This window comes from Rhodococcus sp. B50, assembly GCF_013602415.1.
Taxonomy (GTDB): domain Bacteria; phylum Actinomycetota; class Actinomycetes; order Mycobacteriales; family Mycobacteriaceae; genus Rhodococcus.
This window is the reverse complement of record NZ_WPAG02000003.1, coordinates 528,437-554,028: the sequence shown is the minus strand read 5'-3', so window position 1 is coordinate 554,028 and position 25,592 is coordinate 528,437. Positions and strand designations below refer to the sequence as shown.

24 protein-coding genes are annotated in these 25,592 nt (G+C 63.7%); 12 read left to right on the top strand and 12 right to left on the bottom strand.

What is annotated here, in order from left to right:
• Positions 1–278: 278 nt before the first annotated feature.
• Complete coding sequence (locus tag GON09_RS26925; RefSeq protein ID WP_213935017.1) at positions 279–1,970, bottom strand: FAD-dependent oxidoreductase; 1,692 nt, start codon at positions 1,968–1,970, stop codon at positions 279–281.
• 74 nt (positions 1,971–2,044) lie between these two features.
• A complete protein-coding gene (locus tag GON09_RS26920; protein ID WP_307854568.1) occupies positions 2,045–3,097 on the bottom strand; it encodes a cytochrome P450 in 1,053 nt (350 codons plus the stop codon).
• Between the two features lie 248 nt (positions 3,098–3,345).
• Between GON09_RS26920 and GON09_RS26915 the strand changes: the two genes are divergently transcribed.
• On the top strand, positions 3,346–3,948 hold the full coding sequence (locus GON09_RS26915; RefSeq protein WP_307854567.1) for a TetR/AcrR family transcriptional regulator: 603 nt from the start codon (positions 3,346–3,348) through the stop codon (positions 3,946–3,948).
• 162 nt (positions 3,949–4,110) lie between these two features.
• Positions 4,111–4,890: an SDR family oxidoreductase gene (locus GON09_RS26910; protein ID WP_213935014.1), complete on the top strand. Its 780-nt coding sequence runs from the start codon at positions 4,111–4,113 to the stop codon at positions 4,888–4,890.
• A gap of 85 nt (positions 4,891–4,975) precedes the next feature.
• Here GON09_RS26910 and GON09_RS26905 read toward each other — a convergent pair whose 3' ends face one another.
• From GON09_RS26905 to GON09_RS26895, 3 genes are read right to left on the bottom strand one after another with little or no spacing between them, the layout of a single operon-like run.
• On the bottom strand, positions 4,976–5,776 hold the full coding sequence (locus GON09_RS26905) for an enoyl-CoA hydratase-related protein (RefSeq protein WP_213935013.1): 801 nt from the start codon (positions 5,774–5,776) through the stop codon (positions 4,976–4,978).
• A complete protein-coding gene (locus GON09_RS26900; protein ID WP_213935012.1) occupies positions 5,773–6,612 on the bottom strand; it encodes an enoyl-CoA hydratase-related protein in 840 nt (279 codons plus the stop codon). Before GON09_RS26900 ends, GON09_RS26905 begins: the two co-directional genes overlap by 4 nt.
• Complete coding sequence (locus GON09_RS26895; RefSeq protein ID WP_213935011.1) at positions 6,612–7,511, bottom strand: SDR family oxidoreductase; 900 nt, start codon at positions 7,509–7,511, stop codon at positions 6,612–6,614. Before GON09_RS26895 ends, GON09_RS26900 begins: the two co-directional genes overlap by 1 nt.
• Positions 7,512–7,719: 208 nt before the next feature.
• Between GON09_RS26895 and GON09_RS26890 the strand changes: the two genes are divergently transcribed.
• Positions 7,720–8,832 (top strand): acyl-CoA dehydrogenase family protein, encoded by a 1,113-nt coding sequence (locus GON09_RS26890; protein ID WP_213935010.1) that lies wholly within the window; start codon positions 7,720–7,722, stop codon positions 8,830–8,832.
• Positions 8,833–8,930: 98 nt separating this feature from the next.
• Here GON09_RS26890 and GON09_RS26885 read toward each other — a convergent pair whose 3' ends face one another.
• Genes GON09_RS26885 through GON09_RS26875 form a run of 3 tightly spaced genes read right to left on the bottom strand, consistent with a single transcriptional unit; the run spans position 8,931 to position 11,834 of the window.
• Positions 8,931–10,190 (bottom strand): acetyl-CoA C-acetyltransferase, encoded by a 1,260-nt coding sequence (locus tag GON09_RS26885; protein WP_213935009.1) that lies wholly within the window; start codon positions 10,188–10,190, stop codon positions 8,931–8,933.
• 37 nt (positions 10,191–10,227) lie between these two features.
• Entirely contained in the window at positions 10,228–10,992 is a 765-nt protein-coding gene (locus GON09_RS26880; RefSeq protein ID WP_213935008.1) for an SDR family NAD(P)-dependent oxidoreductase, read from the bottom strand.
• A 38-nt stretch (positions 10,993–11,030) separates the two neighbouring features.
• Positions 11,031–11,834: an enoyl-CoA hydratase/isomerase family protein gene (locus GON09_RS26875; protein WP_307854566.1), complete on the bottom strand. Its 804-nt coding sequence runs from the start codon at positions 11,832–11,834 to the stop codon at positions 11,031–11,033.
• Between the two features lie 110 nt (positions 11,835–11,944).
• Here GON09_RS26875 and GON09_RS26870 point away from each other — a divergent pair, with 110 nt between their 5' ends.
• Positions 11,945–12,712 (top strand): crotonase/enoyl-CoA hydratase family protein, encoded by a 768-nt coding sequence (locus GON09_RS26870; protein WP_213935007.1) that lies wholly within the window; start codon positions 11,945–11,947, stop codon positions 12,710–12,712.
• Between the two features lie 91 nt (positions 12,713–12,803).
• On the opposite strand, the gene GON09_RS26865 is transcribed toward GON09_RS26870, so the two are convergent.
• The 3 genes from GON09_RS26865 to GON09_RS26855 all read right to left on the bottom strand — a co-directional run bounded on the left by GON09_RS26865 (position 12,804) and on the right by GON09_RS26855 (position 15,779).
• Entirely contained in the window at positions 12,804–14,000 is a 1,197-nt protein-coding gene (locus tag GON09_RS26865; RefSeq protein WP_213935006.1) for an acyl-CoA dehydrogenase family protein, read from the bottom strand.
• Between the two features lie 37 nt (positions 14,001–14,037).
• Complete coding sequence (locus GON09_RS26860) at positions 14,038–14,925, bottom strand: amidohydrolase family protein (RefSeq protein ID WP_213935005.1); 888 nt, start codon at positions 14,923–14,925, stop codon at positions 14,038–14,040.
• Positions 14,926–14,987: 62 nt separating this feature from the next.
• Positions 14,988–15,779, bottom strand: coding sequence for an enoyl-CoA hydratase/isomerase family protein (locus GON09_RS26855; protein WP_213935004.1), 792 nt, complete (start codon positions 15,777–15,779; stop codon positions 14,988–14,990).
• Positions 15,780–15,870: 91 nt separating this feature from the next.
• Between GON09_RS26855 and GON09_RS26850 the strand changes: the two genes are divergently transcribed.
• The 6 genes from GON09_RS26850 (at position 15,871) to GON09_RS26825 (ending at position 22,159) form a co-directional block, all read left to right on the top strand.
• Positions 15,871–17,106, top strand: a complete 1,236-nt coding sequence (locus GON09_RS26850) for an acyl-CoA dehydrogenase family protein (protein ID WP_213935003.1) — start codon at positions 15,871–15,873, stop codon at positions 17,104–17,106.
• Positions 17,103–18,329, top strand: a complete 1,227-nt coding sequence (locus tag GON09_RS26845; protein WP_307854565.1) for a CaiB/BaiF CoA transferase family protein — start codon at positions 17,103–17,105, stop codon at positions 18,327–18,329. The genes GON09_RS26850 and GON09_RS26845 overlap by 4 nt, the downstream gene beginning before the upstream one ends.
• A gap of 47 nt (positions 18,330–18,376) precedes the next feature.
• A complete protein-coding gene (locus GON09_RS26840; RefSeq protein WP_213935002.1) occupies positions 18,377–19,384 on the top strand; it encodes a hypothetical protein in 1,008 nt (335 codons plus the stop codon).
• Positions 19,381–20,664, top strand: a complete 1,284-nt coding sequence (locus tag GON09_RS26835; RefSeq protein ID WP_213934750.1) for an IS256 family transposase — start codon at positions 19,381–19,383, stop codon at positions 20,662–20,664. The genes GON09_RS26840 and GON09_RS26835 overlap by 4 nt, the downstream gene beginning before the upstream one ends.
• A 158-nt stretch (positions 20,665–20,822) precedes the next feature.
• On the top strand, positions 20,823–21,719 hold the full coding sequence (locus GON09_RS26830; RefSeq protein ID WP_213935001.1) for an enoyl-CoA hydratase: 897 nt from the start codon (positions 20,823–20,825) through the stop codon (positions 21,717–21,719).
• Entirely contained in the window at positions 21,719–22,159 is a 441-nt protein-coding gene (locus GON09_RS26825) for an AMP-binding protein (RefSeq protein WP_213935000.1), read from the top strand. Before GON09_RS26830 ends, GON09_RS26825 begins: the two co-directional genes overlap by 1 nt.
• A 12-nt stretch (positions 22,160–22,171) precedes the next feature.
• Here the strand turns inward: GON09_RS26825 and GON09_RS26820 are convergent.
• A protein-coding gene (locus GON09_RS26820) for an IS3 family transposase (RefSeq protein WP_374195386.1) occupies positions 22,172–23,601 on the bottom strand; the annotation gives its coding sequence in 2 pieces (ribosomal slippage) (positions 22,172–23,235 and positions 23,235–23,601; 1,431 coding nt in all).
• A 91-nt stretch (positions 23,602–23,692) separates the two neighbouring features.
• Between GON09_RS26820 and GON09_RS26815 the strand changes: the two genes are divergently transcribed.
• Positions 23,693–24,757: a class I adenylate-forming enzyme family protein gene (locus GON09_RS26815; protein WP_244867051.1), complete on the top strand. Its 1,065-nt coding sequence runs from the start codon at positions 23,693–23,695 to the stop codon at positions 24,755–24,757.
• A 144-nt stretch (positions 24,758–24,901) separates the two neighbouring features.
• Positions 24,902–25,492: a TetR family transcriptional regulator gene (locus GON09_RS26810; RefSeq protein ID WP_213934999.1), complete on the top strand. Its 591-nt coding sequence runs from the start codon at positions 24,902–24,904 to the stop codon at positions 25,490–25,492.
• Positions 25,493–25,592 lie beyond the last annotated feature (100 nt).

The following is a 25,592-nucleotide window of genomic DNA, read 5'->3' as shown; positions in this document are numbered from 1 at the left end:
GCTCAGACACGGTGGGCAGGCGACGTTCGTCCACCCACCGTGCTCGAGCAGCACGCGAACCACCGACCGCCATCAAGCCTCCGTGTTTGGCGATTCGGTCCCGATACATCCGGACCGCACGCTCCTGAGTCTCCGCGTCGTACTTCCTCGGTGCAGGCATACCAGCATTCTCTTTGGATCGGGAGCCTCCACCTCACACAGGACAGTTCAAGGGAAGGGTGACCGCAGTCGCGGTCACCCTTCCCTTGCGGTAATACAGCCGGACGGTCGGCGTCTCCCTACGCGCTGCCGTCCATCGCCGACCTCGAGGCTGCGAGCATGTCCTCGATCGAGACGAACTTCAGGCGTGAGCGTCCCGCCGCCGAACCGCGGGCCTTTTCCTGCTTGTCGATCTGCAACCAGCCCCGGTAGTCGATGTGCTCCGGGCGCCGCTCGGCGACCAGCGCCGCCAACTTCTCCCGATCCGCGACCGGCTCGGGCAACCGGCCCGCGACGAAATCGTCGAGGATCTTTTCGACGGTTTCCGCCGAGCACTGCTTGTTGGTGCCGATCACCCCGCTCGGGCCACGCTTGATCCAGCCCGCGGTGTAGACGCCGGGCACCGGCGCTCCGGTCTCGGGATCGATCACGCGACCGCCGTCGTTGGGGATGACCCCGCGCCGCTCGTCGAAGGGCAGGCTCGCCGGCGCGGTCCCGCGGTAGCCGATCGACCGCAGCACCAATCCCGCCTCGAGGGTCTCGGTCTGCCCGGTCGGGCGGGCCTCGAGCCGGCCGCCCGTCTCGACGAGTTCGGTGCGTTCGAGCGTGATCGACTCGACGACCCCGTCGCCGGAGATCTCCACCGGCGACGCGAGAAACCGCAGCACGATCCGCTTGGTGCCCTCACCGGGGGTGTTCTGCGCGAAGCCCTCGACCTGCCGCACCTTCAGAGCCAGGCGCGGTTCGACCTCCGGATCGTCGATCAGTGCGCGGCTGACCGGATCGAGTTGCACCTCGGCCGGGTCGACGACCACATCCACCCCCGCCAGCGAACCGAGCGCCAGCAGCTCCGGATTGGTGTAGGCGGCCTGCGCCGGGCCGCGCCGTCCCACCACCACCACCTCGCGAATGTTCGACTTCCGCAGCGCCTCGAGGGCGTGCTCGGCGATGTCGGTGCGGGCCAGCTCCTCCGGATCCATCACCAGCGCCCGCGCCACGTCCAGGGCGACGTTGCCGTTGCCGATGATCACCGCCCGCTCGGCCGACAGGTCGAAGGTGCGATCGGCGAAATCCGGGTGCCCGTTGTACCAGGCCACGAACTCGGTCGCGGCGTGCGAGCCGGCCAGGTCCTCACCGGGGATGTTCAGCGTGCGGTCGCCCGCGGCGCCGACGGCGTAGATCACCGCGTGATGATGCGCCAGCAACTCCTCGTGGGTGATGTGGGTGCCGACCTCGACGTTGAAATAGCACTGGGTGTTCTTGTGGCCGATGGCGCTGCGGAACACATCGCCGACACCCTTGGTGCTCTGATGATCCGGAGCCACCCCGGCACGGACCAGCCCGTAGGGGGTGGGCAGGCGATCGAAGATGTCGACCTGCACCGCCGAGTGCGTCACCAGATCCATCGCCGCGTAGCACGCGGCCGGGCCGGATCCGACGATCGCGACCCGCAGGGTGCCCAGCTCGGCGGGCAGCTTGCGGCGTGTGCGCAGTTCGGGCCAGTCCGGCCCGATCGGGTATCGCCGGTAGTACTCGGCGTTGATCTCGAGGTACGGCTCCTGCGCCGGGGTCAGTTCGTTGTCGGCGGCGATCGCGTCGACCGGGCACTCGTCGACGCATGCTCCGCAGTCGATGCACGTGTCCGGATCGATGTACAGCATCTCCGTCGTCGCGAAAGGAGCTTCATCGGGCGTCGGGTGAATACAGTTGACCGGGCAGACCTCGACACACGAGACGTCGTTACAACACGCCTGGGTGATTACATAAGCCACAGCAGTACCTGCCCGATATCCGACTGCGAGACAGCGTCACATCGCAGACTCATCATCTTCAGTCCTTGTCTGCTCTACCAGGTAACGGGGAGGCTCTTGCGTCCCCAGAAATTGAACGGTTCGATGCGCTGCGATTCGCCGTCCAATCGCAATCCCTCGAACTTGTCGAGAAGTGCGTTCAGAGCGATCCGCGCTTCCAGCCGTGACAGCGCTGCGCCGGGGCACGCATGTGCGCCCTTACCGAAGGCGATGTGACGCCGCAGTTCGTCCCGCGGGCGGTCAAGACGGAATTCGTCGGGCTCGGAGAACATTTCGGGATCGCGGTTCGCTGCTCCGTAGGTGACCATGATCCGGGTCTTCTCCGGAATTTCCGTCCCGCTCAATTCCGTCTGCTGCACGCTCGTTCGGAACATCCCGAGCACCGGCGAGTCGAAACGCAGGCTTTCCTCGATCGCAACGTCGACCAGATCCCTGTCCGCGACAACAGCGGCCCACCGTTCGGGCTTCTCCAGCAATCGCCAGACCACGTTGGTGAGCAACGAGATCGTGGTCTCGTTGCCTGCGAGGAGAAGGTTCATCAAGGAGTTCGACACCTCGTAGTCCGTGAGCTGCCGTCCGTCCTCCCCGCGAATCACGAGCAGCATGGACATGAGGTCGTCCGGCACAACATCGCCAAGGTGCTCAGGTCCGGGGTTCTCGACCTTCGCGAGTGCTTCCTTGCGCGATGCGAGCTGCCCCTCCCAGTAGGCGTCGAGTTCTTCGAGGATCCGAAGGAATTCGGCAGGATCAGTGCTGTTCATCCCTTCCGCCATCAGCGCGTCTGAAAGGTCCTTGAAGCGCCCCACGTCGCCTTCGATTCCGAGGAGGCGAGCGGCCACGAAGACGGGCAGCGGCCCTGCGAACAGTTCGTGGAAGTCACCCGGCCCGTGGGCTTCCATCCGGGCGAGCAGATCGTCGGCCAGTTCCCTGATGACCGGTTCGAGCGCTTTCACCTGCTTGACGCCCAGGCCTGCCATCACTGCGCGACGGAATTTCATGTGCTCCGGACCGTCGGTGTTGAACCCGACGCCCCGCTGGAACCGCGGTCCGATGCCGTACTTCGCGGTCCATTCGGACTGGTCGGTCACGATACGAACCACATCCGCGTATCGGAGAGCGACGAAGAAGCCGGGGTCGTGATCCGCGACGTGCGGAATCGGGCATGCCCCACGCGTTTCGGCATACGCCGTGAAGGGGTCCTCGAGGACCTCGGAAGAGAGGGGGTCGAAAGCGGGGCAAGAACTCACCGGAAGACTCCTGGAATTAGGGGGCCATGTTGGTACCCTAATGCTGGCCCGCTTTGGTTCTGATGTCAACAGGTGCCATGCTCAGGATTGTGAGCACGCCCGCAACGTCGAATCCCAAGCGCCCCGGGCGCCGCCGAGACGAGTCCCTCACAGTCCGAATTCTCGAAGCCGCGCGGGAAGAGATCGCGACGGTCGGAGCAGCAGACTTCAGCATCCGCCAGGTCGCACGGCGTGCCGAGGTCTCCAGAAAGACCATCACCGCCCGGTGGCAGAACTCCGACGAGCTTCTTCTCGCAGCGATCGGTGCAATCGATCTGGTCGAGTTCGAACCCACCGGAGATCTGGAGAGTGACCTGTTCACCCTGGGAGCGATGTTCGTCGACGGCCTTCGGTCCGACACCCTCGAACTCCAACTGCGCCTCACCGCCGATGCCGGCAAGCACCCCGAGGCGTATTCCCTCCTGCAACGACATGTCCTGGAACCGCGGTCACGCGCTCTCGCTGCCGCACTTCGAGCCGCCCAGAAAGCGGGCCAGATCCGCGAAGGCGAAGTGACCTGGCTCGTTCGAGCGTTCTTCGGAGCGCTGCTGTCCTGCACCTTCCAGCACCCGAATCGATCGTCACCTTCGACCGACGAGCTTCGCGATCTGATCGCCCAGATGAAGTCCTGGGCAGCACCCGAACCGTCCTGATCGGACCCTTCATCGCGCCGACACCGGAACACGGCGTTGCCCGACCCGCACCCACATCCTTGACGAGTTCGCCGTAAACACGTTAAATGATTAATCTATTAAGTCTTGGGTGGTTCACCCATCGGTAAACCTTCCCCTTCGGCGATCGACAGGAGAACACATATGTCCCCCACCAACCTGAGTGGAACATCCGCCATCGTCACCGGCGGCGCGGGCGGTTTGGGTGAGGCCGTGGTTCGCGGGCTGCACGCTGCCGGCGCGTCGGTCGTCATCGCCGACCTTGCGGACGATAAAGCCAAGTTGCTCGCAGACGAACTCGGCTATTCGGTCGTGTACTCCCGCACCGACGTGACCGACTCGGACAGCGTTGCGGCCACGATCGAAACGGCAAGCCGGCTCGGCACGCTCCGGTACGCGGTGATCACCCACGGCGGATGGGGCGTCGCCGAGCGAATCGTCAACCGCGACGGCAGCCCGGCGAGCCTCGAAGGATTCGCCAAGACACTCGACCTGTACCTCACCGGCACCTACAACGTGCTGCGACTCGTGAGCGCCGAGATCGCCAAGAACGAACCGAATGCAGACGGCGAACGTGGAGCGATCGTGCAGACCGCGTCGATCGCCGGTTACGAGGGGCAGATCGGCCAGAGCGCGTACGCTGCCGCAAAGGCCGGTGTCATCGGCCTGACGATCGCCGGCGCACGCGACCTGAGCTCGGTGGGTATCCGACTCAACACGATCGCTCCGGGAACGATGCACACGGCGATGATGGAATCCGTCGGAGAGGAAGCACTCCAGAAGTTCTGCGCGAATGTGCCCTTCCCGAAGCGACTCGGCAAGCCGGAAGAATTCGCAGATCTCGCCCTGACGCTGCTGACCAACGGCTACATCAACGGTGAGGTTGTGCGGCTCGATGGAGCACAACGCTTCGCACCCCGCTGACGAGCAATCACGTCAATGGCCGGTCCGCACCGAAAGGGTGGGCCGGCCATTGACGTGACGTTGTACTGGATCCTGGAACAGCAGCTCAGAACACGGTCGGAGTGTACGGGTCGAATCGGGGATTGCGCTTCTCGATCAGTGCATCTACACCCTCGCGGAAGTCCGGGCGTCCCTTCGCCAGTGTCAGGAGGTACTGAGCCCTTATCCTGGCCTGCTCCATCGTCGACTCGGTGTCGCGCCACACCTGCGACTTCATCATCGCCATCGATACCGGCGACACATTCGCTGCGATGGAACGCGCATACTCGACCGCATCCTCGAGCACCGATCCCGGTTCGCTGAGGCGTTGCACCACACCGAGATCCAGCGCTTCCTCGGCCTGGAACACCCGGCCGGACACCACCAGGTCCATCGCGTGAGCCGGCCCGGCAAGCCGGCTGAGGATCCACGCAGATGCGTCCTCGGCCGGCAGTCCCCGCTTCGAGAATGCAGTCGTGAACTTCGCGCCACGGGCAGCGAATCGGAAGTCGAAGCACAAGGCCTGGGCCAACCCGATTCCGGCGCAGGAGCCGTTGATGGCGCCGATGATCATCTTGGGGATCGTGGTGGCATACGTCTGCGGCAGCCGGTTCGTCGCATAGGTCGATCCCCCCTTGATCCCGTCCAGCACGCCAGGATCCAGGCCAGGACAGAACGTGGATCCGGCGCCGGTCACCACGATGACACGAACATCCTGATCTTCGGCAGCCCGGTCGAGCGCCGAGTAGAACGCCGTCTCCATCTCCAGCGACCACAGATTCTTGCGCTCGGGCCGGTTGAGCGTGAGCACCAGGACCCCGTCATCGTCCACTTCGTAGAGAACCGGTTCGTTGTTCGACACCGTCATCCCTCCCATTCGCTCGATGCCGCGACGTCCACCGCGTAGCGCTTGTCGAGTGTGAATTGGGGGGGTCTCTTCTCGATGAATGCCGCGACCCCCTCTGTCGCGTCCGACTCTCGTCCGATCGCCCGGAAGTTCTCCCATTCGAGATGGAAGGCCGCCTCCCGGTCGGCCTCCTCGAGCAGCGAGTACACCAGTTCCTTCGTCAGGCCGACGGCGGCCGCACTGGTGTTGTCGGCAATTTCGTTCGCAATCGACAATGCGGTATCGAGCACCTGGTCACCAGGAACAGCCCGCGCGGCGATTCCGAGTTCCCGCGCTTCCGCGCCGCTGAACAATCGCCCGGTCAGGAGCAGTTCGACCGCGGTGGCAAGCCCGACGAGTTTCGGGAGCAACCACAGTGAGTTCTGTTCGGGAATCAGTCCGCGGCGTGTGAACACGAACCCGTACTTGGCGCTTTCGTTGACCACCCGGATGTCCCATTGGAGGGCGAAGGTCAGCCCCAGTCCCACCGCCGATCCGTTCATCGCCGCGATGACAGGAGTTCTCAGCTTCCAGGGCCGAGGACGATCGCGCATCATCTTTCGAGCGCGCGCGGTCTGTTCGGCGTCGAAGGCGAAGTTCGCTCCACCTGGTTCCATATCAGCGCCGGTGGAGAAGAACCGGCCGCGCCCGGTGACCACGATCGCTCGGACCTCGTCGTCGGCATCTAGGGCAGCCAGCTGCTCGTGCAGCTCGACCTGCATATCCGAGATGAATCCGTTCCCGCGGTCCGGTCGGTCGAGCCAGACGACGGCTACCGAGTCGCGCCGTTCGACACTGATTCCGTTGACCGGTGCCATCACGCCCCCTGGCGTGGTTGTCCCGAACCGTCGGAGTTGGGCCGGGCCTCCGCGACGAGACGAGGAATCACCTCACCGAGTTCGGCCGGATCCCACTTCGCGTACTTCTCCTCGGAAGGTCCGGCCACCCAGGTCTCCGCGACCCCGATGCGCCCGCCCTTGACGTTGAAGACCCGTCCCGTGATCTGCGAGGCTTCGGGCGAGGCCAGCCAGACGACCGGAGGAGCGATATTGGCCGGTGAGCCGTAGTCGAATCCGGTCTTCTCCTTGATCTCCTCGAGCTTCGCGACGTAGGCGTCGAGACCGGCCGTCATCTGCGTGAGCGCACTGGGCGCGATCGCGTTCACCGTGACGCCCAGACGCGACAGTTCGTCCGCGAGGATGACGGTGAAGGCAGCGATGGCGGCCTTGGCCGCGCCGTAGTTCGACTGGCCGACGTTTCCGTAGAGGCCGGACGGTGAGGACGTGTTGACGATGCGAGGATGCGAAACAGGTTCGCCGGCCTTGTGCTTCGACCGCCAGTAATCCACTGCGTGACGGGTGGGGCAGAACGTTCCCCGCAGGTGCACGCGCATGACGTCGTCCCACATACCCACGTCCATGTTGACGAACATCTTGTCCCGGAGGATGCCCGCATTGTTCACCAGTACGTGGAGGTCACCGAAGGTGTCGACCGCCGATGCGACAAGCCTGCCGGCAGCGTCCCAGTCGGACACGTCGTCGTTGCTGGCGACCGCTTCGCCGCCCATGGCCTTGATCTCCGCAACGGTGTCGTCGGTCGAGCCGAGGTCGTTGACTACGACCTTCGCACCCTGTCGCGCAAATTCCAGTGCATGCTCGCGGCCGATGCCCTGCCCGGCACCGGTCACGATCACGATCCGATCGTCGTGCAAGCCCATATCGCCTCCTGATAGTTGCGGACGCTTCGTCATTGCGTCGTCATCTCAGCTAATTAGTTAGTTATTTGTACTCTATTTGCACCGGCACGCCAAGCCTCGGAACATGCTCGGCATGCGGCGCCCGGCCCCCCACCCGCACCGACTCCCGTTGTTTAATCGGTTAGCTTATTATACTCTTTATGAAGACGTCTCCCGACCTAGGAGAGCAATGTTGACCTCAACTCCCGAACAGGACGAGCTGCGCTCCGTGGTGCGGCGGCTGTTCGACACCCATTCGTCCGAGGAGCACGTCCGCTCCTTCCTGGACCAGACCAGCGGTTTCGACGTCACGTCGTGGAAACTGATGGCCGAGCAGGTCGGTGTCCAAGCACTTGCCATCCCCGAGGAATACGGTGGCGCGGGCTTCGGTTTCGCCGAACTTGCGATCGTCCTGGAGGAAAGCGGCCGTTCCCTCCTGTGCGCACCCCTGCTGTCGACGTGCGTGCTGGCGACATACGCACTGCTGCTCGCCGAAGATCCCGAGACTGCCAGCCGGTACCTCCCCGGAATCGCCGCCGGGGAGACGATCGCGACCCTGGCCGTCACCGAAGGCAACGAGACGGCTTCGGAGGAGAACGTCCATGTGCGCGCCGAGCTCCACGAGGGTTCCTATCGCATCACCGGCGTCAAATCGTATGTACTCGACGGAGCGGATGCAGATCTCCTGATCGTCGCCGCCCGTACCGAGCGCGGCCTCTCCCTGTTCACGGTCGACGCACACACCGAAGGCGTCACGACGGAACCGCTGTCGACTCTCGACCGGACGCGAAATCTCGCCACCGTCACCCTGAACGGTGCACCGGCCTCCCTCCTGGGAGAGGACGGACGAGGGTGGGACATCGTCGCCGAGGTTCTCGACATCGGGGCCGCGGCCCTGGCTGCCGAACAGGTCGGCGGCGCGGCTCACGTCCTCGAGTCGACTGTCGAATACGCCAAAATGCGTCGGCAGTTCGGACGCCCTATCGGCTCTTTCCAGGCCATCAAGCATCAGCTCGCCGACATGCTCGTCGAGCTCGAGTCCGCCAGGTCGGCCGCGTACTACGCCTGCGGGGCCGTGGGGGCGAATTCGGAGGACCGAGCACTCGCGTCGTCCATTGCGAAGACGTACTGCTCGGATGCCTACTATCACATCGCCGCCCAAAGCATCCAGATCCACGGCGGCATCGGCTTCACCTGGGAACATCCCGCACATCTCTACTTCAAACGAGCACGCGGCTCGCAGACGCTCCTGGGTTCTCCGGGAGTGCATCGCCGGCGCATCGCAGAACTCGTAGGTCTCTGAGGTCCGTCACAAGCGAGCGGGTGGTTCGATCTCGAGGATCGAACCACCCGCTCGCTTGTTCGGACGTGCATCCCTGACGTCCGCTGCAGGCTCGGACGTCAGGAAAGACGTTCCAGGATCATCGCCATACCCTGACCGCCTCCCACGCACATCGTTTCGAGTCCGAACTGCTTGTCGTGCGTTCGCATCGAGTTGATGAGCGTGGTGGCGATGCGGGCCCCGGTCATACCGAAAGGGTGCCCTGCGGCAATTCCGCCACCGTTGACATTCAGCTTGTCGAGCGGGATGCCGAGCTCTTTGTACGACGGAATAACCTGCGCTGCAAAGGCCTCGTTGATCTCGAACAGGTCGATGTCCGCGATGCCGAGACCGGCGTTCGCCAGAGCATCACGGGTGGCCTCGATAGGCCCGAGCCCCATGATTTCCGGCGACAGTGCAGAGACACCCGTGGCCACGACGCGCGCCAGCGGGGTGATCCCCAATTCGGCGGCCTTGCGATCCGACATGACGACCAGGGCTGCTGCGCCGTCGTTGAGGGGGCACGCGTTGCCTGCTGTGACGGTCCCGTCGGGACGGAAGACCGGCGCCAGCGCCGCCAGCTTTTCGAGAGTGGTACCGGCGCGCGGACTTTCGTCGCGATCCAGCACGGTTCCGTCGGGGAGGGTCAGGGGTGTGATCTCACGCTTCCAGAACCCGGCTGCCAGCGACTGCTGGTACAACTCCTGAGACCGGAGGGCGAACTCGTCCTGCTCCTCTCGGGTGACACCGCACCGCTGCGCGACGTTCTCGGCGGTCTGTCCCATAGCGATATAGACGTCCGGCAACTCCCCTGTAGCACGCGGATCCGTCCACTCCGGGGCGCCTCCGGCGCTGCGTTCGCGGGTTCTGCCCTGCGCCGCCGCGAATCGGGGATTCGTCCACGGATTCTTCGCTCGGTCACGCGGGTCGGCGTCATCGGGGACCGGCGGTGTATCCGCGTGCCCTCGACGACCACGGCTGATGGCCTCGACGCCTGCCGCGATGAACACATCACCCTCGCCGGCGCGGATGGCATGCATCGCCATCCGGGTGGTCTGCACGCTCGACGCGCAATACCGCGTGACCGTCGTGCCCGGTACGGAATCCCATCCGAGCAGGGTCGACACGACCCGACCCATATTGAAACCCTGTTCGCCGCCGGGCGCGCCGCAGCCCAGCATCAGGTCGCGCACCGATGACGGATCCAGTTGCGGCACTTGGTCGACCGCAGCCCGTACCACGTGTGCAGCGAGTTCGTCCGGCCGCATGTCCTTCAGCCCTCCCTTGTAGGCCCGGCCGATCGGGGTACGCGCCGCCGCAACGATCACAGCTTCCGGCATGATTCTCCTTCTGTTGTTCGTATGGGGGCCGAGTCGCTCAATAACGCATATGCGTTCCGGCAGCCACGTTCACCGTTTCTCCGGTGATGTTCTTCGCTCGATCCGAGACGAGGAAGGCTGCCGCCTCGACGATGTCGTCGACGTGGGACAGTCTCCCGAGGGGTGACTTCTCCCGCTCGCGATCCTGCATGTCGGGGTGGAGCGCATCGGTGAACCGCGTTCCGGTGACCATCCCCATCGACAACGTGTTGGCTCGTATCCCGTACGGGCCGCCCTCGTGCGCACAGCTTCGGGTCAACACGTTCAGCCCGCCCTTACTGACCGCATACGGCGCTTCGATCCCCTCCCCACCCACATCGGGTGCGTACGTAGAGATGTTCAGAATGACACCGGGAATGCCGTCGTCCCGCATCTGCCTCATCGCCTGACGCGACAGCATCCACGGACCACTGAGATTGACGTTCAGTACCCGATCCCAATCCGCCGGGTCGTAGTCGAAGATCGGTCCCATCACATTGACCGCCGCATTGTTGACCAGAATGGAGATGGGTCCGACCTCGGCATGGACAGTGTCGGTGACCGCAACGATCCGTTCACGGTCCCCTACATCGAGAACGTGCCCGATAACCTTGCCCTGCGTCGCTTCTCGAATTTCCGAGACCGCTTCTTCGAGACGTCGAGCGTGTGAGTCCGTGACCACGACCGTAGCTCCGTCGGACGCCAGGCGCGTTGCGATCGCTCTTCCGATCCCGGCTCCGGCAGCACCGGTGACCAGCGCCACGCGCCCGTCCAGTGTCGACATCGTCAACTTCCTTTCTTTCGGTGTGATCGGATTGTGGGTCAACGACTTCCGTTCTGTCGTGCCGCGGCGGCATCGACGAGCGCCCGTGACAACTCGCGATGTTCCGCCGAATTGACGCTCGAGCGTTCGGCCGCCAGTGCATCGTCGAGGAGTCCGGCGAGGGCGCGCGCGGTATGGGTGTTCATCAGTCGCTTCGTCTGCCGCAGGGCGTCGTGGGGTACCGCGGCCAGTTTGTGAGCCAGCTCCATCACTGCCGGCATGAGATCCTCGTGGTCCAGAATGCGATTGACCAAGCCGAGCTCCTTCGCGACCGGGGCGGTGATCCGCTCCCCGGTGAAGACGTACTCCTTGGCTCGAAGCGCTCCCATGATCAGCGGCCAGAGCAGGGCGGCACCGTCTGCCGGTACCAGGCCGACGCCGAGATGCGGGTCTGCGAGAAACGCACGGTCCGACGCGAGGGCCAGGTCGCACAGGGTGACCAGACTGGCGCCCAGGCCCACTGCCGCACCGTTGACCGCAGCGATCAACGGCTGCGGCAGTGCGAGCATGCCGAGCACTGTTCGCCGCGCTTCCGAGAAGACTTCGTCCTGGATAGTGGCGTCTTCCTGGGTTGCAACCATCCGGGGCAGATCTCCCCCGGCACTGAAAGCCTTGCCCGCCCCGGTGAGGACGACGACGCGACATCCCGGGTCGACCGCCAGAAGATCCCATACCTCCGCGAGTTCACGATGCATGACGGCATCGGCGGCGTTGCGAGCGTCCGGACGATTCATCGTGACGATTCGCACGCGGCCGTCTGCCGTCACCTTCAGCGTCTCGAACCGACTCTGCCAATCCGTCACTACATTCTCCTTGCTTCGCGTCGACCGCTTCCACGGCAGTTGTAGTTTAATTATTGCACCTTTAACGTCCGATCGACAGCCCGATCCCCCAATCGAGAACGGAGTACAGAATGTCTACTGATTCAGCAGTGACAGTCGAACAGCACGAACGCATCCTGCTCGTCACCCTCAACCGCCCCGAAGCCCGGAACGCCATCAACCGAGAAGTCAGCTTCGCCTTGTCGGACGCCATGGATCGACTCGACGAAGATCCGTCGCTCTCGGTTGCCGTCCTCACCGGTGCCGGCGGCAACTTCTGCGCGGGGATGGACCTCAAGGCATTCGTCCGCGGCGAGGACCCTTCCGTCCCCGGACGGGGACTCGGATTCACCGAGGCTCCCCCACGCAAGCCCGTGATTTCTGCTGTCGAGGGATTCGCACTGGCCGGAGGCACCGAACTCGCACTCGCCACCGACCTCATCGTGGCGTCCAGAACCGCGATGTTCGGGATTCCCGAGACGAAGCGCGGCCTCGTCGCCGGTGGAGGCGGTCTCATTCGGCTCCCCCAGCGCATTCCCTATCAGCTCGCGATGGAACTTGCTTTGACCGGCGACAACCTCCCTGCCCCACGAGCTCACGAGCTGGGCCTGGTCAATCGCCTCACCGAGCCGGGAGAAGCATTGGAAGCAGCGATGGAACTTGCACGTAAGATCACCGCCAACGGTCCGCTCGCGGTCGCGGTCACGAAGGAAGTCATCACGCAATCACGCGATTGGCCCGCCCCCGAAGCCTTCGACAAACAACGCACGATGATCGACCCTGTGTTCACCTCCGCCGACGCAAGAGAGGGCGCACTCGCTTTCGCCGAGAAACGAGCACCCGTCTGGTCCGGCCGGTAACCCGCACCTTCACCCGAACACGAACCGCCGCCCGTCTTCACGACAGGCGGCGGTTCGTTCTTGCCTCCCGGCCCGATTCCAGGCCTCAGCTCTATCTAGGGAGCCCGAGGACCCGTTCCGCGGCGATGTTCCGCTGGATCTCCGATGTTCCGCCGTAGATGGTTTCGGCGCGAGACGACAGAAACAGCTTCTGCACGGTGGAGACATCGTCGAGGGGGTCGCCCGTCTCGAACAGTCCGGCGAATCCGAGAATATCCATCGCCAGTTCGCCCATCTTCTGGTGCTGGGTCGAGGCGAACAGTTTCGTCGTCATCGCCGCGGCTGCCGTCGCGGCACCCGGATCCGGCGAATCCTCGTTCAGCAGATCCGCCACCACGCGCAGATTCGTCGATCGCATGAGCTTCGTACCGATATATGCATCGACGAGTCTCTGCCGAATGTCGGGATCGTCGAGTGATCCGTTCCGACGTGCAATGTCGATGATGCTGCTCAGTTCCCGCTCCATGCCCAACTGAACCGGCATCAGCGCACTGCCACGTTCGAGTCCCAGCGTGGTCATCACCACCGACCATCCCCCATCGATTTCACCGACGGTGAGATCGGCAGTGCTTCTGGCGTCGTTGAAGAAGCACTCGCTGAACTCGGTCGAACGGTTGATGTTCTCGATGGGCCGGATCTCCACGCCGTCCTGGCGTGCGTCGACGAGCAGCAACGACAACCCCCTGTGCCGAAGCGCGACGTCGGGATTGGTCCGGCACAGGACGTACAACCAATCCGCGTGATGGCCGAAGGTCGTCCAGATCTTCTGACCGTCGATATGCCAGACTCCGCCGTCGTCGAGCACGGCCCGCGTGCGGACATCGGCGAGATCCGAACCGGCACCGGGTTCGCTGAACCCTTGCCCCCACATCTCCTCCACCTTCAGGATCTTCGGAAGGAAGCGGGATTTCTGCTCATGGGTGCCGCAGGCGAGCAGCGTCGGGCCGAGGAGCTCGAGAGCCTGCGTATTGACACGCGCCGGCGCGGCGGCTCTCGCATACTCGTATTCGAACACGATCTCCTCGGCGAGCCCCAGACCCCGGCCTCCGAATTCCTCCGGCCAGGTCAGGCCAAGCCAGCGTCCCGCGGACAGCTCGCGTTCCCATTCCACACGCAGGTCCCACGCCGTGTCGTCCGTGGGACTGCCGACGCCACGATGCGCAGCGAACTCACCCACGATGTGCTCGGCGAGCCAGGTACGGACTTCCTCTCGGAAGTCCTCGAGTCCAGGGGCAAAGTCAAGTTCCATTATCGAGTCCTATGAACGTGTGGAAGGATTCCGGGGGTCAGCTCGGCAGACCGAAGACCCTGCGGGCATTGCCACCGAGGTACCCCTCACGTGCACGACCGGTCAGGGACAGAGCCCGACCTTCGGTGATGGTTCTCTCGATGGAAAGAATCGGGTAATCCGATGCCCACATGAGCTTCTCGGGATTACGGCGTTGCGCGAACGTGAGGATCTCCTCCGGCACATACTTGGGAGCCCAGCCGGCGGTCATTGCGAACACATTGGGATGCTTGATGAGCATGGCCACGGTCTCGCTGATCCACGGGTCTCCGAGATGGCTCATCACCAGTTTCAACTCGGGGAAGGCCAGGGCTACCTCGTCGATCAGGATCGTTCGCTGCAACTTCGCCGGCTTCATCGGTCCCGGAACACCGACGTTGATCGACACCACCGCGCCCTCGTCGCAGGCCGCAGTGTAGGCCGGATAGGCCAGCTTGTCGTCGATGGCGATACCGGTGAACATCGGAATGATGCGGATGCACTTGATTCCGTATTCGCGCACGGCGATTCGTACGTGCTTCGCGGCCTCGTATCCCAGGCGCGGATCGATTCCCACCGACGTGACGAATCGTCCCGGATGGTCCATCTGGATCTGTGCGAGCCGTTCACAGGTCTCGCGCAGAACCTTCTCACCGGTCTTCGTTCCGTGAACGTAGGCGGGGGTGATGTCGCGGGGCACCTTCGTGAGCACACCCGCGGCGATACCCATGCGATCCATCTCCGCCACGACGTCGGCGATCGTCTCTCCGCCTTCGTACGCACTGTTGCCGCGCTTGAATCGCGCGACCACCGCAGGATCGGGTGTGACCTCACCGGGCAGGTAGGGCAGATTGATCCATGCGTCGAAGACGTCCGGCTCCGTAGACGCTTCCACTTGCTCCGACATTCGGGTTCTCCTTGAGTATTCGACGTACGGGTGCAGCCCCCGCCCGATGCGGGCATATCGGACTACCTTCCGCGGTACACGGGTTCACGCTTTTCTTTCATGGCCGACAACGCCTCGGCCGAGTCTTCGGTGGCTGCGACCACTGCAAAGTGTGAAGAGGCCAGGTCGAGCGCAGTGCGCAGATCCGCATCGGCGGACTGGTACGTGATTCGCTTGATCATTCGAACCGTGACGGGAGCATGGGCAGCAATCGATTCTGCGAACTTCTGCGTTTCCTCCGCGAACGACTCTGCCGGAACGACACGGTTGACCAGGCCGATCCGGTGAGCTTCGGCCGCATCGACGAAGTCGCCGGTCAGCAGCAACTCGAGCGCCTTCGAGGTCCCGACGAGACGCGGAAGGTAGTAAGCCCCGCCGTCCCCGGGCGTGAGACCCACGCGGACGTATCCCTCCGAGAGCTTGGCGATGGAGGACATGATGCGCATGTCGCACATCAAGGCCATGTCCAGGCCGGCACCCACCGCAACACCGTTGATGGCCGCAATGAGTGGCTTGTCGAGGGCCTCCACAGCGCGCGCAACGCGATGGATCTCCTCGTGCAACTGGTTCTTGCGCTGAAGCGGCGTCAGGTTCCGATCGGCATTGGAAATCGAACCGAGATCGACTCCGGAGCAGAAGGCTCTGTCACCTGCGCCTGTCAGCACCACCACGCGCACGCAGTCGTCTTCCTGGGCTTCGCGGAGCATGCGCTCCCATTCGCGCACCATGTCGAAAGTAAAGGCATTGCGCGCGTGAGGTCGATTGAGGGTGATGGTTCCGATCCCTCCCGAAACCGACCATGAGATCTCGTCCACCGACGACTCCTCCAGTCCGGGAGCCGGCCCACCTCCCTGCGTTCCAGTGAAGAGGGCTGGCTAATTCTCTAACTGATTGTACTATAGGAGCATGGGTTCTTCAGAGGACAGTTTCGGCGAACTGCCGTTGTCGGATGCCGACCGGGAGTTCCGCGACGAGGTGCGCACGTGGTTGAAGGAGCACCTCACAAAGGAGTTCTCCGGTCAGGCAGACCGCGGCGGTCCGGACGACGACGACAACTGGGAACTGCGCCGGGCATGGGAGCGTGAACTCGGAGCCGGAAACTGGCTGGGCCTGTCCTGGCCGCGAGAGTACGGCGGACGCGGCGCGACCATGACCCAGGAAATCGTCTTCGCCATGGAGTACGCGCGCGCCGGCGCTCCCCCACGCGCAGCATTCCACGGTGAGACTCTCATGGCACCCACCGCGCTGTCGTACGGCACCGAAGAACAGAAGAAACGCCTCCTGATACCGATGTCCAAGGCCGAAGTGGTGTGGTGCCAGGGATATTCGGAACCGGGGGCGGGGTCCGACCTGGCGAATGTGGCCACCCGCGCACACCTCGACGGGGACGAGTGGGTAATCAACGGCCAGAAGATCTGGACCACCTTCGCCCAGCATGCCGACTGGATCTTCGCGATCGTCCGCACCGACCCGACGTCCAGCCGACATGCCGGACTGTCCTACATGCTCGTGCCGCTCGACCAGCCCGGGGTCACCATCCGCCCCATACGCACCATGCTCGGGGACAGTGGATTCAACGAAGTATTCTTCGACGACGCTCGAACCTCGATCGACAATGTCCTGGGGGCGACGGGCGAGGGCTGGAACGCCGCAATGACGACCCTCGGTCACGAGCGAGCGACATCGGTCCTGAATTATCAGTTCTCCTTCGTCCGCGAGATGGAACACCTCAAGGACCTCTCGAAACGACGCGCTCCCCTTGATGATCCGGCTCTCCGCAACCGGATCGTCGATTCCTACATCGGCCTGCAGATCATGGCCTACAACAACCTCCGGACGTTGTCCACCGCACTGCGGGACGGTGAGTTCGGTCCCGAAGCATCCATCGGCAAGTACTACTGGTCTCGCTGGCACCAGAACTTCACCGAGGTCGCCATGGATGTGCTGGGTGAGGAGTCCCTGCTGGGAACCGACTGGGCGGTCGACGACACGTCGGGCGCCGCCGTCGTCGACGAGGCCACCGCACTGCGGCGCGCCTTCGTCCGCGCACGAGCGGAAACGATCTACGCCGGCGCGAGCGAGATCCAGAAGAACATCATCAGCGAACGAGTGCTGAAATTGCCCAAGGAGCCCCGCAGGTGAACGCCAAGATCGAAACCACAGGCCCGCTGGCGGGCATACGTATTCTCGACCTGAGCCGCATCCTTGCCGCACCGCTCGCCACTCAGCTTCTGGGCGACCTCGGCGCCGAGGTGATCAAGGTCGAACGTCCCGGCGTGGGCGACGACTCGAGGCAGTACGGTCCCCCCTTCTTCGGGGAACCGTCCGACCGCAACTCCGGTTTCTATCTCAGCGCGAATCGGAACAAGCAGTCCATCACGGTCGATCATTCCGACCCGCGGGGCGCCGCACTGATCCGTGAACTGGCAGGCAGTTCCGACGTCTTGGTCGAGAACTTCCGAACCGGTGTGCTGGCGAAGTACGGATTGGACTTCGAGTCTCTTCGTCAGCACAACCCGAGGCTGGTCTACTGCTCCGTGACAGGATTCGGCCAGGACGGACCGTACGCGATGCGAGCGGGCTACGACGGCGTGTTCCAGGCGATGAGCGGAATGATGAGCGTCTCGGGCATTCCCGACGGTGAACCGGGAGCCGGACCCATGAAGGTGGGCGTCTCGATGGTCGACGTCCTCGCCGGCCTGTATACGTCCACAGCGATACTTGCGGCACTACGCCATCGTGACCGAACAGGCGAGGGCCAGCATATCGACGTATCCCTGCTCGACTGTGGTGTGGCGTCCCTGTCCCATTACGTCCAGAACTATCTGGTCTCGGGCGAACAAGCACCCCGCCGGGGCAACGGAGGGTTCGGCGGCATCCCCTCCCAGGCTTTCCGGTGCAGCGACGGCAACGACATATTCGTCGTCGCAAGCACACCGAAGCAGTTCTCCGGTCTGGCTGCAGCACTGGGCCGACCCGAACTGGTCGACGATCCACGATTCGCCACCGTGTCCGCCAGAATCGAGAACCGGGATTTCGTCCTGGAGGTTCTGTCGAAGATCTTCGTCACCGAACCGGTCGAGTACTGGGTCGAGAAACTGGAAGCGGCCGACGTGCCCTGCAGTCCGGTCAACTCCATGAAGGAAGTCTTCGAGAACCCCCAGATCCAGCACCGAGAACTGCTCAAGCACACCGACGTGGACGGCCTTGCTCTCGTCGGCAATCCCATCCGGTTCTCCGGCAGCCCGGTTACGACGTACCGCGTACCACCTCGACTGGGGGAGCACACAGACGCTGTTCTCCGGGATGTCCTCTGCAAGCCCGAGGAAGAGATCGCCGCCCTCAAAGCCGACGACGTCATCTGACCACCGCAACAGGATCCGCTCTCGAACTCGACGAAAGGCAAGTCCTCGTGACCACTACATTCCCGAAGCTCTCCCCGACCGGATCGTTCAACCACGCTGCGCTGTGCAGCTCGCGCCGCTTCGATCCCACAGCCGTGCTTTCCCGGGAGAAGTCCATCCATGGACTCACCCCGGAGGCCGGCTACATCTGGGGAACCCTCCGCGACGACGAGGGCGCCATGTACACGATCATGCGACGCATCCCGGCGGTCACGGATCAACCGGATTCCGACGGTGAGGTCAAATCCCTGGGTGGAAAGCTGCTGCTGGTCTCCAGTGACGGCAAGGACGGTCAGATGCAACTCCGGCGCGAACCCCGATTCGCTCCGGACAGCAATAAGCTCGAACGACGGATCCTCGACAACTCGTCCATCGAGCTGAGCACTCCGACGAACGAACACGGCCGTCGCACCTCCCTGACACTCACGGAGGATTCGATGAAGTACGTCGAGACCGACGTGATCGACGTGAGCGGCACTCTGGTCACCCCTCCCCTGCAATGGTTCCTCCCGGGTCCCGATTCCTCCCTGCTGTATCTCACGCAGACATGGCTGGTCGAAGGCGACGTGGCCGGGCGACGTGTCCGCGGTTTCCTGTTCTGGGAAGAAGCCTGGATGCCTGAAGGTGCCCGTCTCTACGTGAACAAGGATCCGCTCCACGACGCCGAATACACCACCTGGTATTCGTGGGCGAACCACTGGGAGGACGGGACTGCCGAGGTGGGGCACTTCCTGTACGGAAACGGAGACTTCCAGGTAGCCATCGTGGCGCACAGTGACGGCACCGTCACTGTCGGACGTCACATGGACGCCGATGTACGTCGCGCCGCCGACGGCTACTGGCACGACGGCATCGACTACGTGATCGACGGCGAGAAGTGGGTCTGCGAAGCCGACCCGCACGGCCGTATGGAAGGTTTGGGCAAGGTGCCCAACCCCCAGCAGGAAGGCCGCATGCATCGAGTGTGGGACTGTAAGAACAACGGTGTAACTCTGAAAGGAGATACGCCACCATGACTGATGTGATTGATCGTGAGGCAGAGACGAACTCAGTTCAGCCGAGTGTCAGCGATGCGCGACTGAAGGAGCTGGTCGAGCAAGCGCGGGCCGAAGGGTTGCAGTTGACCGGCGACGGTGGGTTGTTGGCGAAGCTGACCAAGCTGGTGGTGGAGTCCGCGCTCGAGGGCGAGATGGATGACCACCTCGGCTACGGCAAGAGCGACCCGGCCGGCAGGGGCAGCGGCAACTCCCGCAACGGCAGGCGAGCCAAGACCGTGTTGACCGAGGCCGGTCCGGTCGAGCTCGACGTGCCTCGGGACCGGGATTCCTCCTTCGAGCCGAAGATCGTGGCGAAGCGGCAGCGGCGGCTGACCGGGGTGGAGGACATGGTGATCTCGCTGTCGGCCAAGGGGTTGACCACCGGTGAAATCTCTGCGCACATGGCCGAGGTGTACGGCGCCGAGGTGTCCAAGCAGACGATCTCGACGATCACCGAGCGGGTGATGGACGGCATGGCCGAGTGGCAGAATCGGCCGTTGGATCCTGTGTACCCGGTGTTGTTCATCGACTGCATTCACGTCAAGATCCGCGACGGTAATGTGGCCAACCGGCCGATCTACGTCGTGCTGGGGGTCACTGCCGACGGCACCCGCGACATTCTGGGGTTATGGGCCGGCGAGCACGGCGACGGGGAAGGAGCGAAGTACTGGCTTCGGGTGTTGTCCGAGCTGAAAAATCGTGGTGTGCAAGACGTTCTGATCGCCGTGTGCGACGGTCTGAAGTATCTGCCCGACTCGATCGGGCAGGTGTGGCCGCAGACCATTGTGCAAACCTGCGTGGTGCACCTCCTTCGCAATACCTACGCCTACGCCTCTCGTAAGGACTGGGCCGAGATCGCCAAGGACCTCAAACCGGTGTACACCGCGCCGACGGAGCAGGCCGCGCTGGACCGGTTCGTCGAGTTCAGCGACAAATGGGAGAAACGCTATCCCGCGATCATCCGGCTCTGGACCAACGCCTGGGCCGAGTTCGTGCCGTTCCTGCAGTTCGACAACGCCATCAGGCAGGTCATCTACACGACCAACGCCATCGAGAGTGTCAACGCCAGGATCCGGAGAGCCGTGAAGGCTCGCGGTCACTTCCCGACCGAGGCCGCGGCCCTGAAATGCGTGTACCTGGCCATCATGAGCCTCGATCCCAAAGGCACCGCCCGCCAACGCTGGTCCAACCGCTGGAAGGCAGCACTGAACGCCTTCGAAATCACCTTCGACGGACGCCTGTCCACCGGACGAAAGTAACGACAAATCAACCAGTTACACCGTTATCTGGACAGACCCTCGAGTGTCCGACACGCGGACGCCGGATGTGTGGATGGCATGGGGCGAAACCGTGCCGGGCAACGGGGATCGTCGCAAGTGGTAATCACTTACCTGTTCGAGGAAAGGTAGCAATCGATATGACGGAAAGCTTCGTCACCTATGAGACGGTCGGCGCCGGCAACATCGCCCGCATCGGTCTCAATCGCCCGGAGGCGAGGAACGCTCAGAACCGGGGCCTGCTGGTCGAACTCGACGAGGCTTTCCGTCGCGCCGAGCAGGACGACACCATCGACGTCATCATCCTCTTCGGTCATGGCCCGAGCTTCTCGGCAGGCCACGATATGGGATCCGAGATCGCAGCGAGGGAAGAGTTGCCGGGTCCCGAGCAGCATCCGACCTTCCGCATCGACGGCGGCACTGCGCAGTCGCATGTGGAGCGGCGAATGCTGCAGGAGTGGCACTACTACTTCGACTGCACACGGCGCTGGCGCGACCTTCGCAAGATCACGATTGCTCAGGTGCACGGCAAGGTCATTTCTGCCGGCCTCATGCTGATGTGGGCGTGCGACCTCATCGTCGCGTCCGAGGACACGTTGTTCGCGGACGTGGTCGCCACCCGACTCGGCATGCCGGGTGTCGAATATCTCGCTCACCCATTCGAATTCGGTCCTCGTAAAGCGAAGGAACTGCTTCTCACCGGAGATGCCATCGACGCCGAGGAAGGGCACCGACTCGGCATGGTGTCGAAGATCTTCCCTGCGGACGAATTGGCGGACAGCACGGTGGAGTTCGCATCCAGAATCGCGAAGCGCCCTGCCATGGCGCGGCTGCTGATCAAGGATTCGGTCAACGGTGCAGTCGACGCGATGGGTTTCCAGGAGTCCTTGAAGAACAGCTTCGCGCTGCACCAACTCGGGCACGCGCATTGGACTGCACTTCACGACGACAAGTTCCCTGCAGCGAAGCCCGGACCCGACATCGAGGACTGGCGTTCGGCAGGTCCGCTGCGCACCGCCGATCCGCGTGTCCCCTGATGACAGAGATTCCGGATTACGCCTCGCTACCCGAGCGGGCAGCGCGGACGTGGCCTGATCGGATCGCGCTCCGGTTCCAGGGACGGTCCTGGACCTATCGGGAATTCGCGGACGTCGTGACGCGCACCGAGCAGGTGCTCCGCATGCGCGGAATCGGTGCGGGAACTCGTACCGCGCTGTTGATCGAGAACCGACCGGAGTACGTCGTTGCACAATTCGCACTCGCCCGGATCGGTGCCGTCTTTGTCACCCCGAACCCCTACTGGACCGAGCACGAAGTCCGAGCAGCGCTGAGCGAGGCACATGTGGTCGCCGCCGTGTATTCACAGCCGCATCGCACTGTCGCAACAGAATTGGAGATAGCACTCCCCGCCGAGGATCTGGTAGGGGCGACGGAAGCACGGACTCGTCCGGAACCCGGAATTTTTCAAGGCGATTGAGTCCACCGGGTGTTAAGCGGCGACTTCCTCGGTGTCCGGTTCGGTCGCCGGGTCTTGGACGGGTTTGTTGATCCAGGCGTCGGCGGGTAGGGCCAGGATCGTTGGGTATGGGTCCGTCGTACCGAAGCGCGCGGGGTGGGTGCGGCGGGCGTCGGCGAGCACTCGAGCACGCTCAGTCGCCTTGGGTGCCGCGAGACCGAAGTGCACATCGGCCGGGGTGTGCAATCCGATTCCGGTATGACGGTGATCGTGGTTGTACCACGCGACGAACGAGTCCATGAACTCCCGGGCGTGGTGCACCGAACTGAACCGCTCCGGGAAACCCGGTCCGTATTTCAATGTCTTGAACAATGATTCGGAGTATGGATTGTCATTGGACACCCTCGGCCGCGAGTGCGACCGGACCACATCGAGGTCCGCGAGCAAGGTCGCGACCGACTTGCTCGTCATCGATGTGCCTCGATCCGCGTGCACCACCTCGGGGATCCCGTGGGTGGCGAAGATATCGGTCATGAACTCGACGGCCAGCAGCCCGGATTCATGGGTCTGCACGTGCGCTCCGACGATGTATCGGGAGTAGATGTCGACCATCACATACGCGTCGTAATACACACCCTTGGTTGGGCCGGGCAGTTTCGTGATGTCCCACGAGTACACCTGCCGCGGGGCTCGCGCCACCAATTCCGGACACGCCCGAGCCGGATGTCGCGCCTGCCGACGCCGGTCGCTGACCTGCCGGTTCTCCCGCAGAATCCGGTACATCGTCGCCACCGAACACAGATAGATGCCCTCGTCGAGCAGGGTGGCGTACACCTCGAGCGGCGCCCGGTCGACGAACCGATCCGAGCACAGCACCTCCACGACCCGGCGGCGCTCGAGCGCGGACAGCTTGTTCGCCGGCGCACGCATGACCGCTGAGACGGATGGGACGGAAGCGGCCGGGCGTTCCCGGGTGCGGATCGCTGTCGAGCGGGCCACAGCGGTCAATGTTGTTGCGGCACGGGTGGTCACACCGGCTGCGGTGAGGGCGTGGTGGGCGGCTGTCAGTGCTTCTTCCGCGTCTCGTCGGCGTCCGCGCTCTCGGAGAGTTGTTCCAAGAGCGCGTGCGCTTTTCCCATGATGGACAGTGCGGTCTCGGTAGTGGCCAGCTTCTTGTTCGCCCGTTCCAGTTCCCGCTTGAGGCGGGCGATCTCCGCCTGTTCGGGGGTCAGTTTGCCGATCTTCGCGCCCGGCTTCTTGCCCGTGAGGACGCCGGCGTCGCGTTGGCGGCGCCATTCGACGATCAGCGACGAGTACAAGCCTTCGCGACGCAGGTACGCCCCACCCTCGTTGGTCTCGCAGGCCTGCTCGTAGGCGTCGAGGTGCGCGAGCTTGTCCGCCGGAGTGAACGTCCGCCGTGGTTGCGGACCGCCGGCCCTGGGATGGTTCGCCTCGTCCTCCATACGGTCATTGTCCAGGACTGTGATCGAGTTGGTCATGATCGCGGTTGGTCCTTCTCTCGCCCTCTATCGTGGGTTGGCTTGCAATGACCCGATGGACTCAACTCACCCTGACATAGAGGGACCCGCCGAACAGACACGTCCAGGCGAGCAGCAGGACCTGTTCATCCCGTTCTCCTCCGGGACGACCGGATATCCGAAGGGCGTGATCCATACCCACTCCAGCTTGTCCGGAGGGGTGCATCAGCTCGTCACCCATCTGGGTCTCGGCGAGACGGATGTCCTCCAGATCTCGTTACCGCTGTGCCACATCTTCGGCACCTCGATGATGGGTGCCGCTCTCGCAGTGGGAGCACAGGTCACCCTGTTCGAACGCTTCGACCTCGATGCCTGTCTCCGGCACATCCGAGAAGATGCGGTCACCGTGTGGCCCCTGGCTGGCACCGTCGCTCATCAACTGCTCGACATCGCCCATCTGGGGCCCGCCGATTTTCCCGGGTTGCGGTACTTCATGTGGGGTGGCAGCGCGGTTCCTGCCGAAGTAGCCAGGGCTCTCACGGCCAGGACCGGTGTCGGTTTCCTCTGTTCGTACGGGATGACCGAGGCGATGACCGTCGCCTTCAATCCGGTGCACGATCCTGCGGACCGGCGTCTCGATTCGCCCGGGTACGCGACCGAAGGAACCGAGATCCGGCTGGGACCCGACGACGAGATCGAGGTCCGGGGCGTGTCGGTGGCGCGGGGATACACCACGCCTGAAGCGAATGCTGCGTTCACCACCGAGGGGTGGTTCCGCACAGGAGATGTGGGGCGCATCGACGCAGACGGGCGATTGTGGATCGTGGATCGCCGCAAGGACATGATCAAGGTCTCCGGGTTCCAGGTCGCGCCGACGGAGGTCGAGCAGGAACTGTTACGTCATCCGGCAGTGGACGACGCAGCTGTCGTCGGTGGCCCGGACGATCGGCATGGCGAGCGAGTAGTCGCATATATCGTTGTTTCGGCGGATGTCCCCGTCGACGACCTCCGGCGTTTCCTCGGAGAGCGTCTCGCCACCTACAAGATCCCGCGTGATGTCGTGTTCGTCGAGGTCCTGCCCAGGACGGCCTCCGGCAAGCTTCAGCGAGCGCGCCTGCGCACCGACGGCGGACCTCGCTGAGTGAGCTCGGTCCTGCGATGGTGCTCATGCGTCCGCTGCGTGGCGGATCTACCGATGCGTGGCCCACCGTAGGTACGATCGTCCGTTGCTATCGTCTGCGTCACGGGGCATCAGCCGCTGACGACGACCGAAGGAAGAACAATCATGGCGTCCTTGCGTGAACGGAACCGGACCAGGACGCGGCTCGAGATCGAGAACGCCGCACTCGAACTGTTCGAGCGGCAAGGTTACGACCGGACGAGTGTCGAGGAGATCGCCGATCAGGCAGGCGTATCGCGCGCGACATTCTTCCGCTACTACCCGTCGAAGGAAGAACTCCTGTTCACCAACGAATCCGAGGCAGTCGAGGAGATGGTGAAACATGTTGCGCAACGCGAGGATGCCGGTCGGACGCTGAGCGCGCTCGCCGCGCCGATGGCCCGGTTCGGACACCACCTTCTCGACGACGATTCCTCGGAAGGGCAGAGACTGACCAGACTGGTCATGACGACCCGGGAACTCGAAGCCCGCAGCATGCGAATGCGGCTCCGGTGGGAGCGCGCACTCGCCCGCCAACTGGCACATGAACGCGGGTCGGAAGCACCCGAGTCCTCGGACGTGCTTCTGGCCAATCTCACGGTCGGATGCCTGGCTGCGGCACTGTGGGAGTGGCAGGCCGTTTCGGAGCCGATATCGATAGACCGGATCATCATGTCCAAATTCGCCCAAGCCCAGTCCATGATTGCCGCCGGCTGAACTCCCCCCACCCGGATATTGTGCGACACCGTCTCAGTTTGATACCGTGGCTCATATCGGAGGCCCAGCGAAGCTACGCGAGCGGCCCCGAATCCCCGAC

Bases quoted from the DNA above. Each gene is read 5' to 3' on its own strand.
- GON09_RS26835 (WP_213934750.1), top strand. From the start codon at position 19,381: ATGACTGATGTGATTGATCGTGAGGCAGAGACGAACTCAGTTCAGCCG.
- GON09_RS26880 (WP_213935008.1), bottom strand. From the start codon at position 10,992: ATGTCGACACTGGACGGGCGCGTGGCGCTGGTCACCGGTGCTGCCGGA.
- GON09_RS26885 (WP_213935009.1), bottom strand. From the start codon at position 10,190: ATGCCGGAAGCTGTGATCGTTGCGGCGGCGCGTACCCCGATCGGCCGG.
- GON09_RS26815 (WP_244867051.1), top strand. From the start codon at position 23,693: ATGGACTCAACTCACCCTGACATAGAGGGACCCGCCGAACAGACACGT.
- GON09_RS26895 (WP_213935011.1), bottom strand. From the start codon at position 7,511: ATGGGCTTGCACGACGATCGGATCGTGATCGTGACCGGTGCCGGGCAG.
- GON09_RS26825 (WP_213935000.1), top strand. From the start codon at position 21,719: ATGACAGAGATTCCGGATTACGCCTCGCTACCCGAGCGGGCAGCGCGG.
- GON09_RS26810 (WP_213934999.1), top strand. From the start codon at position 24,902: ATGGCGTCCTTGCGTGAACGGAACCGGACCAGGACGCGGCTCGAGATC.
- GON09_RS26900 (WP_213935012.1), bottom strand. From the start codon at position 6,612: ATGGCACCGGTCAACGGAATCAGTGTCGAACGGCGCGACTCGGTAGCC.
- GON09_RS26910 (WP_213935014.1), top strand. From the start codon at position 4,111: ATGTCCCCCACCAACCTGAGTGGAACATCCGCCATCGTCACCGGCGGC.
- GON09_RS26850 (WP_213935003.1), top strand. From the start codon at position 15,871: ATGGGTTCTTCAGAGGACAGTTTCGGCGAACTGCCGTTGTCGGATGCC.
- GON09_RS26830 (WP_213935001.1), top strand. From the start codon at position 20,823: ATGACGGAAAGCTTCGTCACCTATGAGACGGTCGGCGCCGGCAACATC.
- GON09_RS26890 (WP_213935010.1), top strand. From the start codon at position 7,720: ATGTTGACCTCAACTCCCGAACAGGACGAGCTGCGCTCCGTGGTGCGG.
- GON09_RS26865 (WP_213935006.1), bottom strand. From the start codon at position 14,000: ATGGAACTTGACTTTGCCCCTGGACTCGAGGACTTCCGAGAGGAAGTC.
- GON09_RS26870 (WP_213935007.1), top strand. From the start codon at position 11,945: ATGTCTACTGATTCAGCAGTGACAGTCGAACAGCACGAACGCATCCTG.
- GON09_RS26860 (WP_213935005.1), bottom strand. From the start codon at position 14,925: ATGTCGGAGCAAGTGGAAGCGTCTACGGAGCCGGACGTCTTCGACGCA.
- GON09_RS26905 (WP_213935013.1), bottom strand. From the start codon at position 5,776: ATGACGGTGTCGAACAACGAACCGGTTCTCTACGAAGTGGACGATGAC.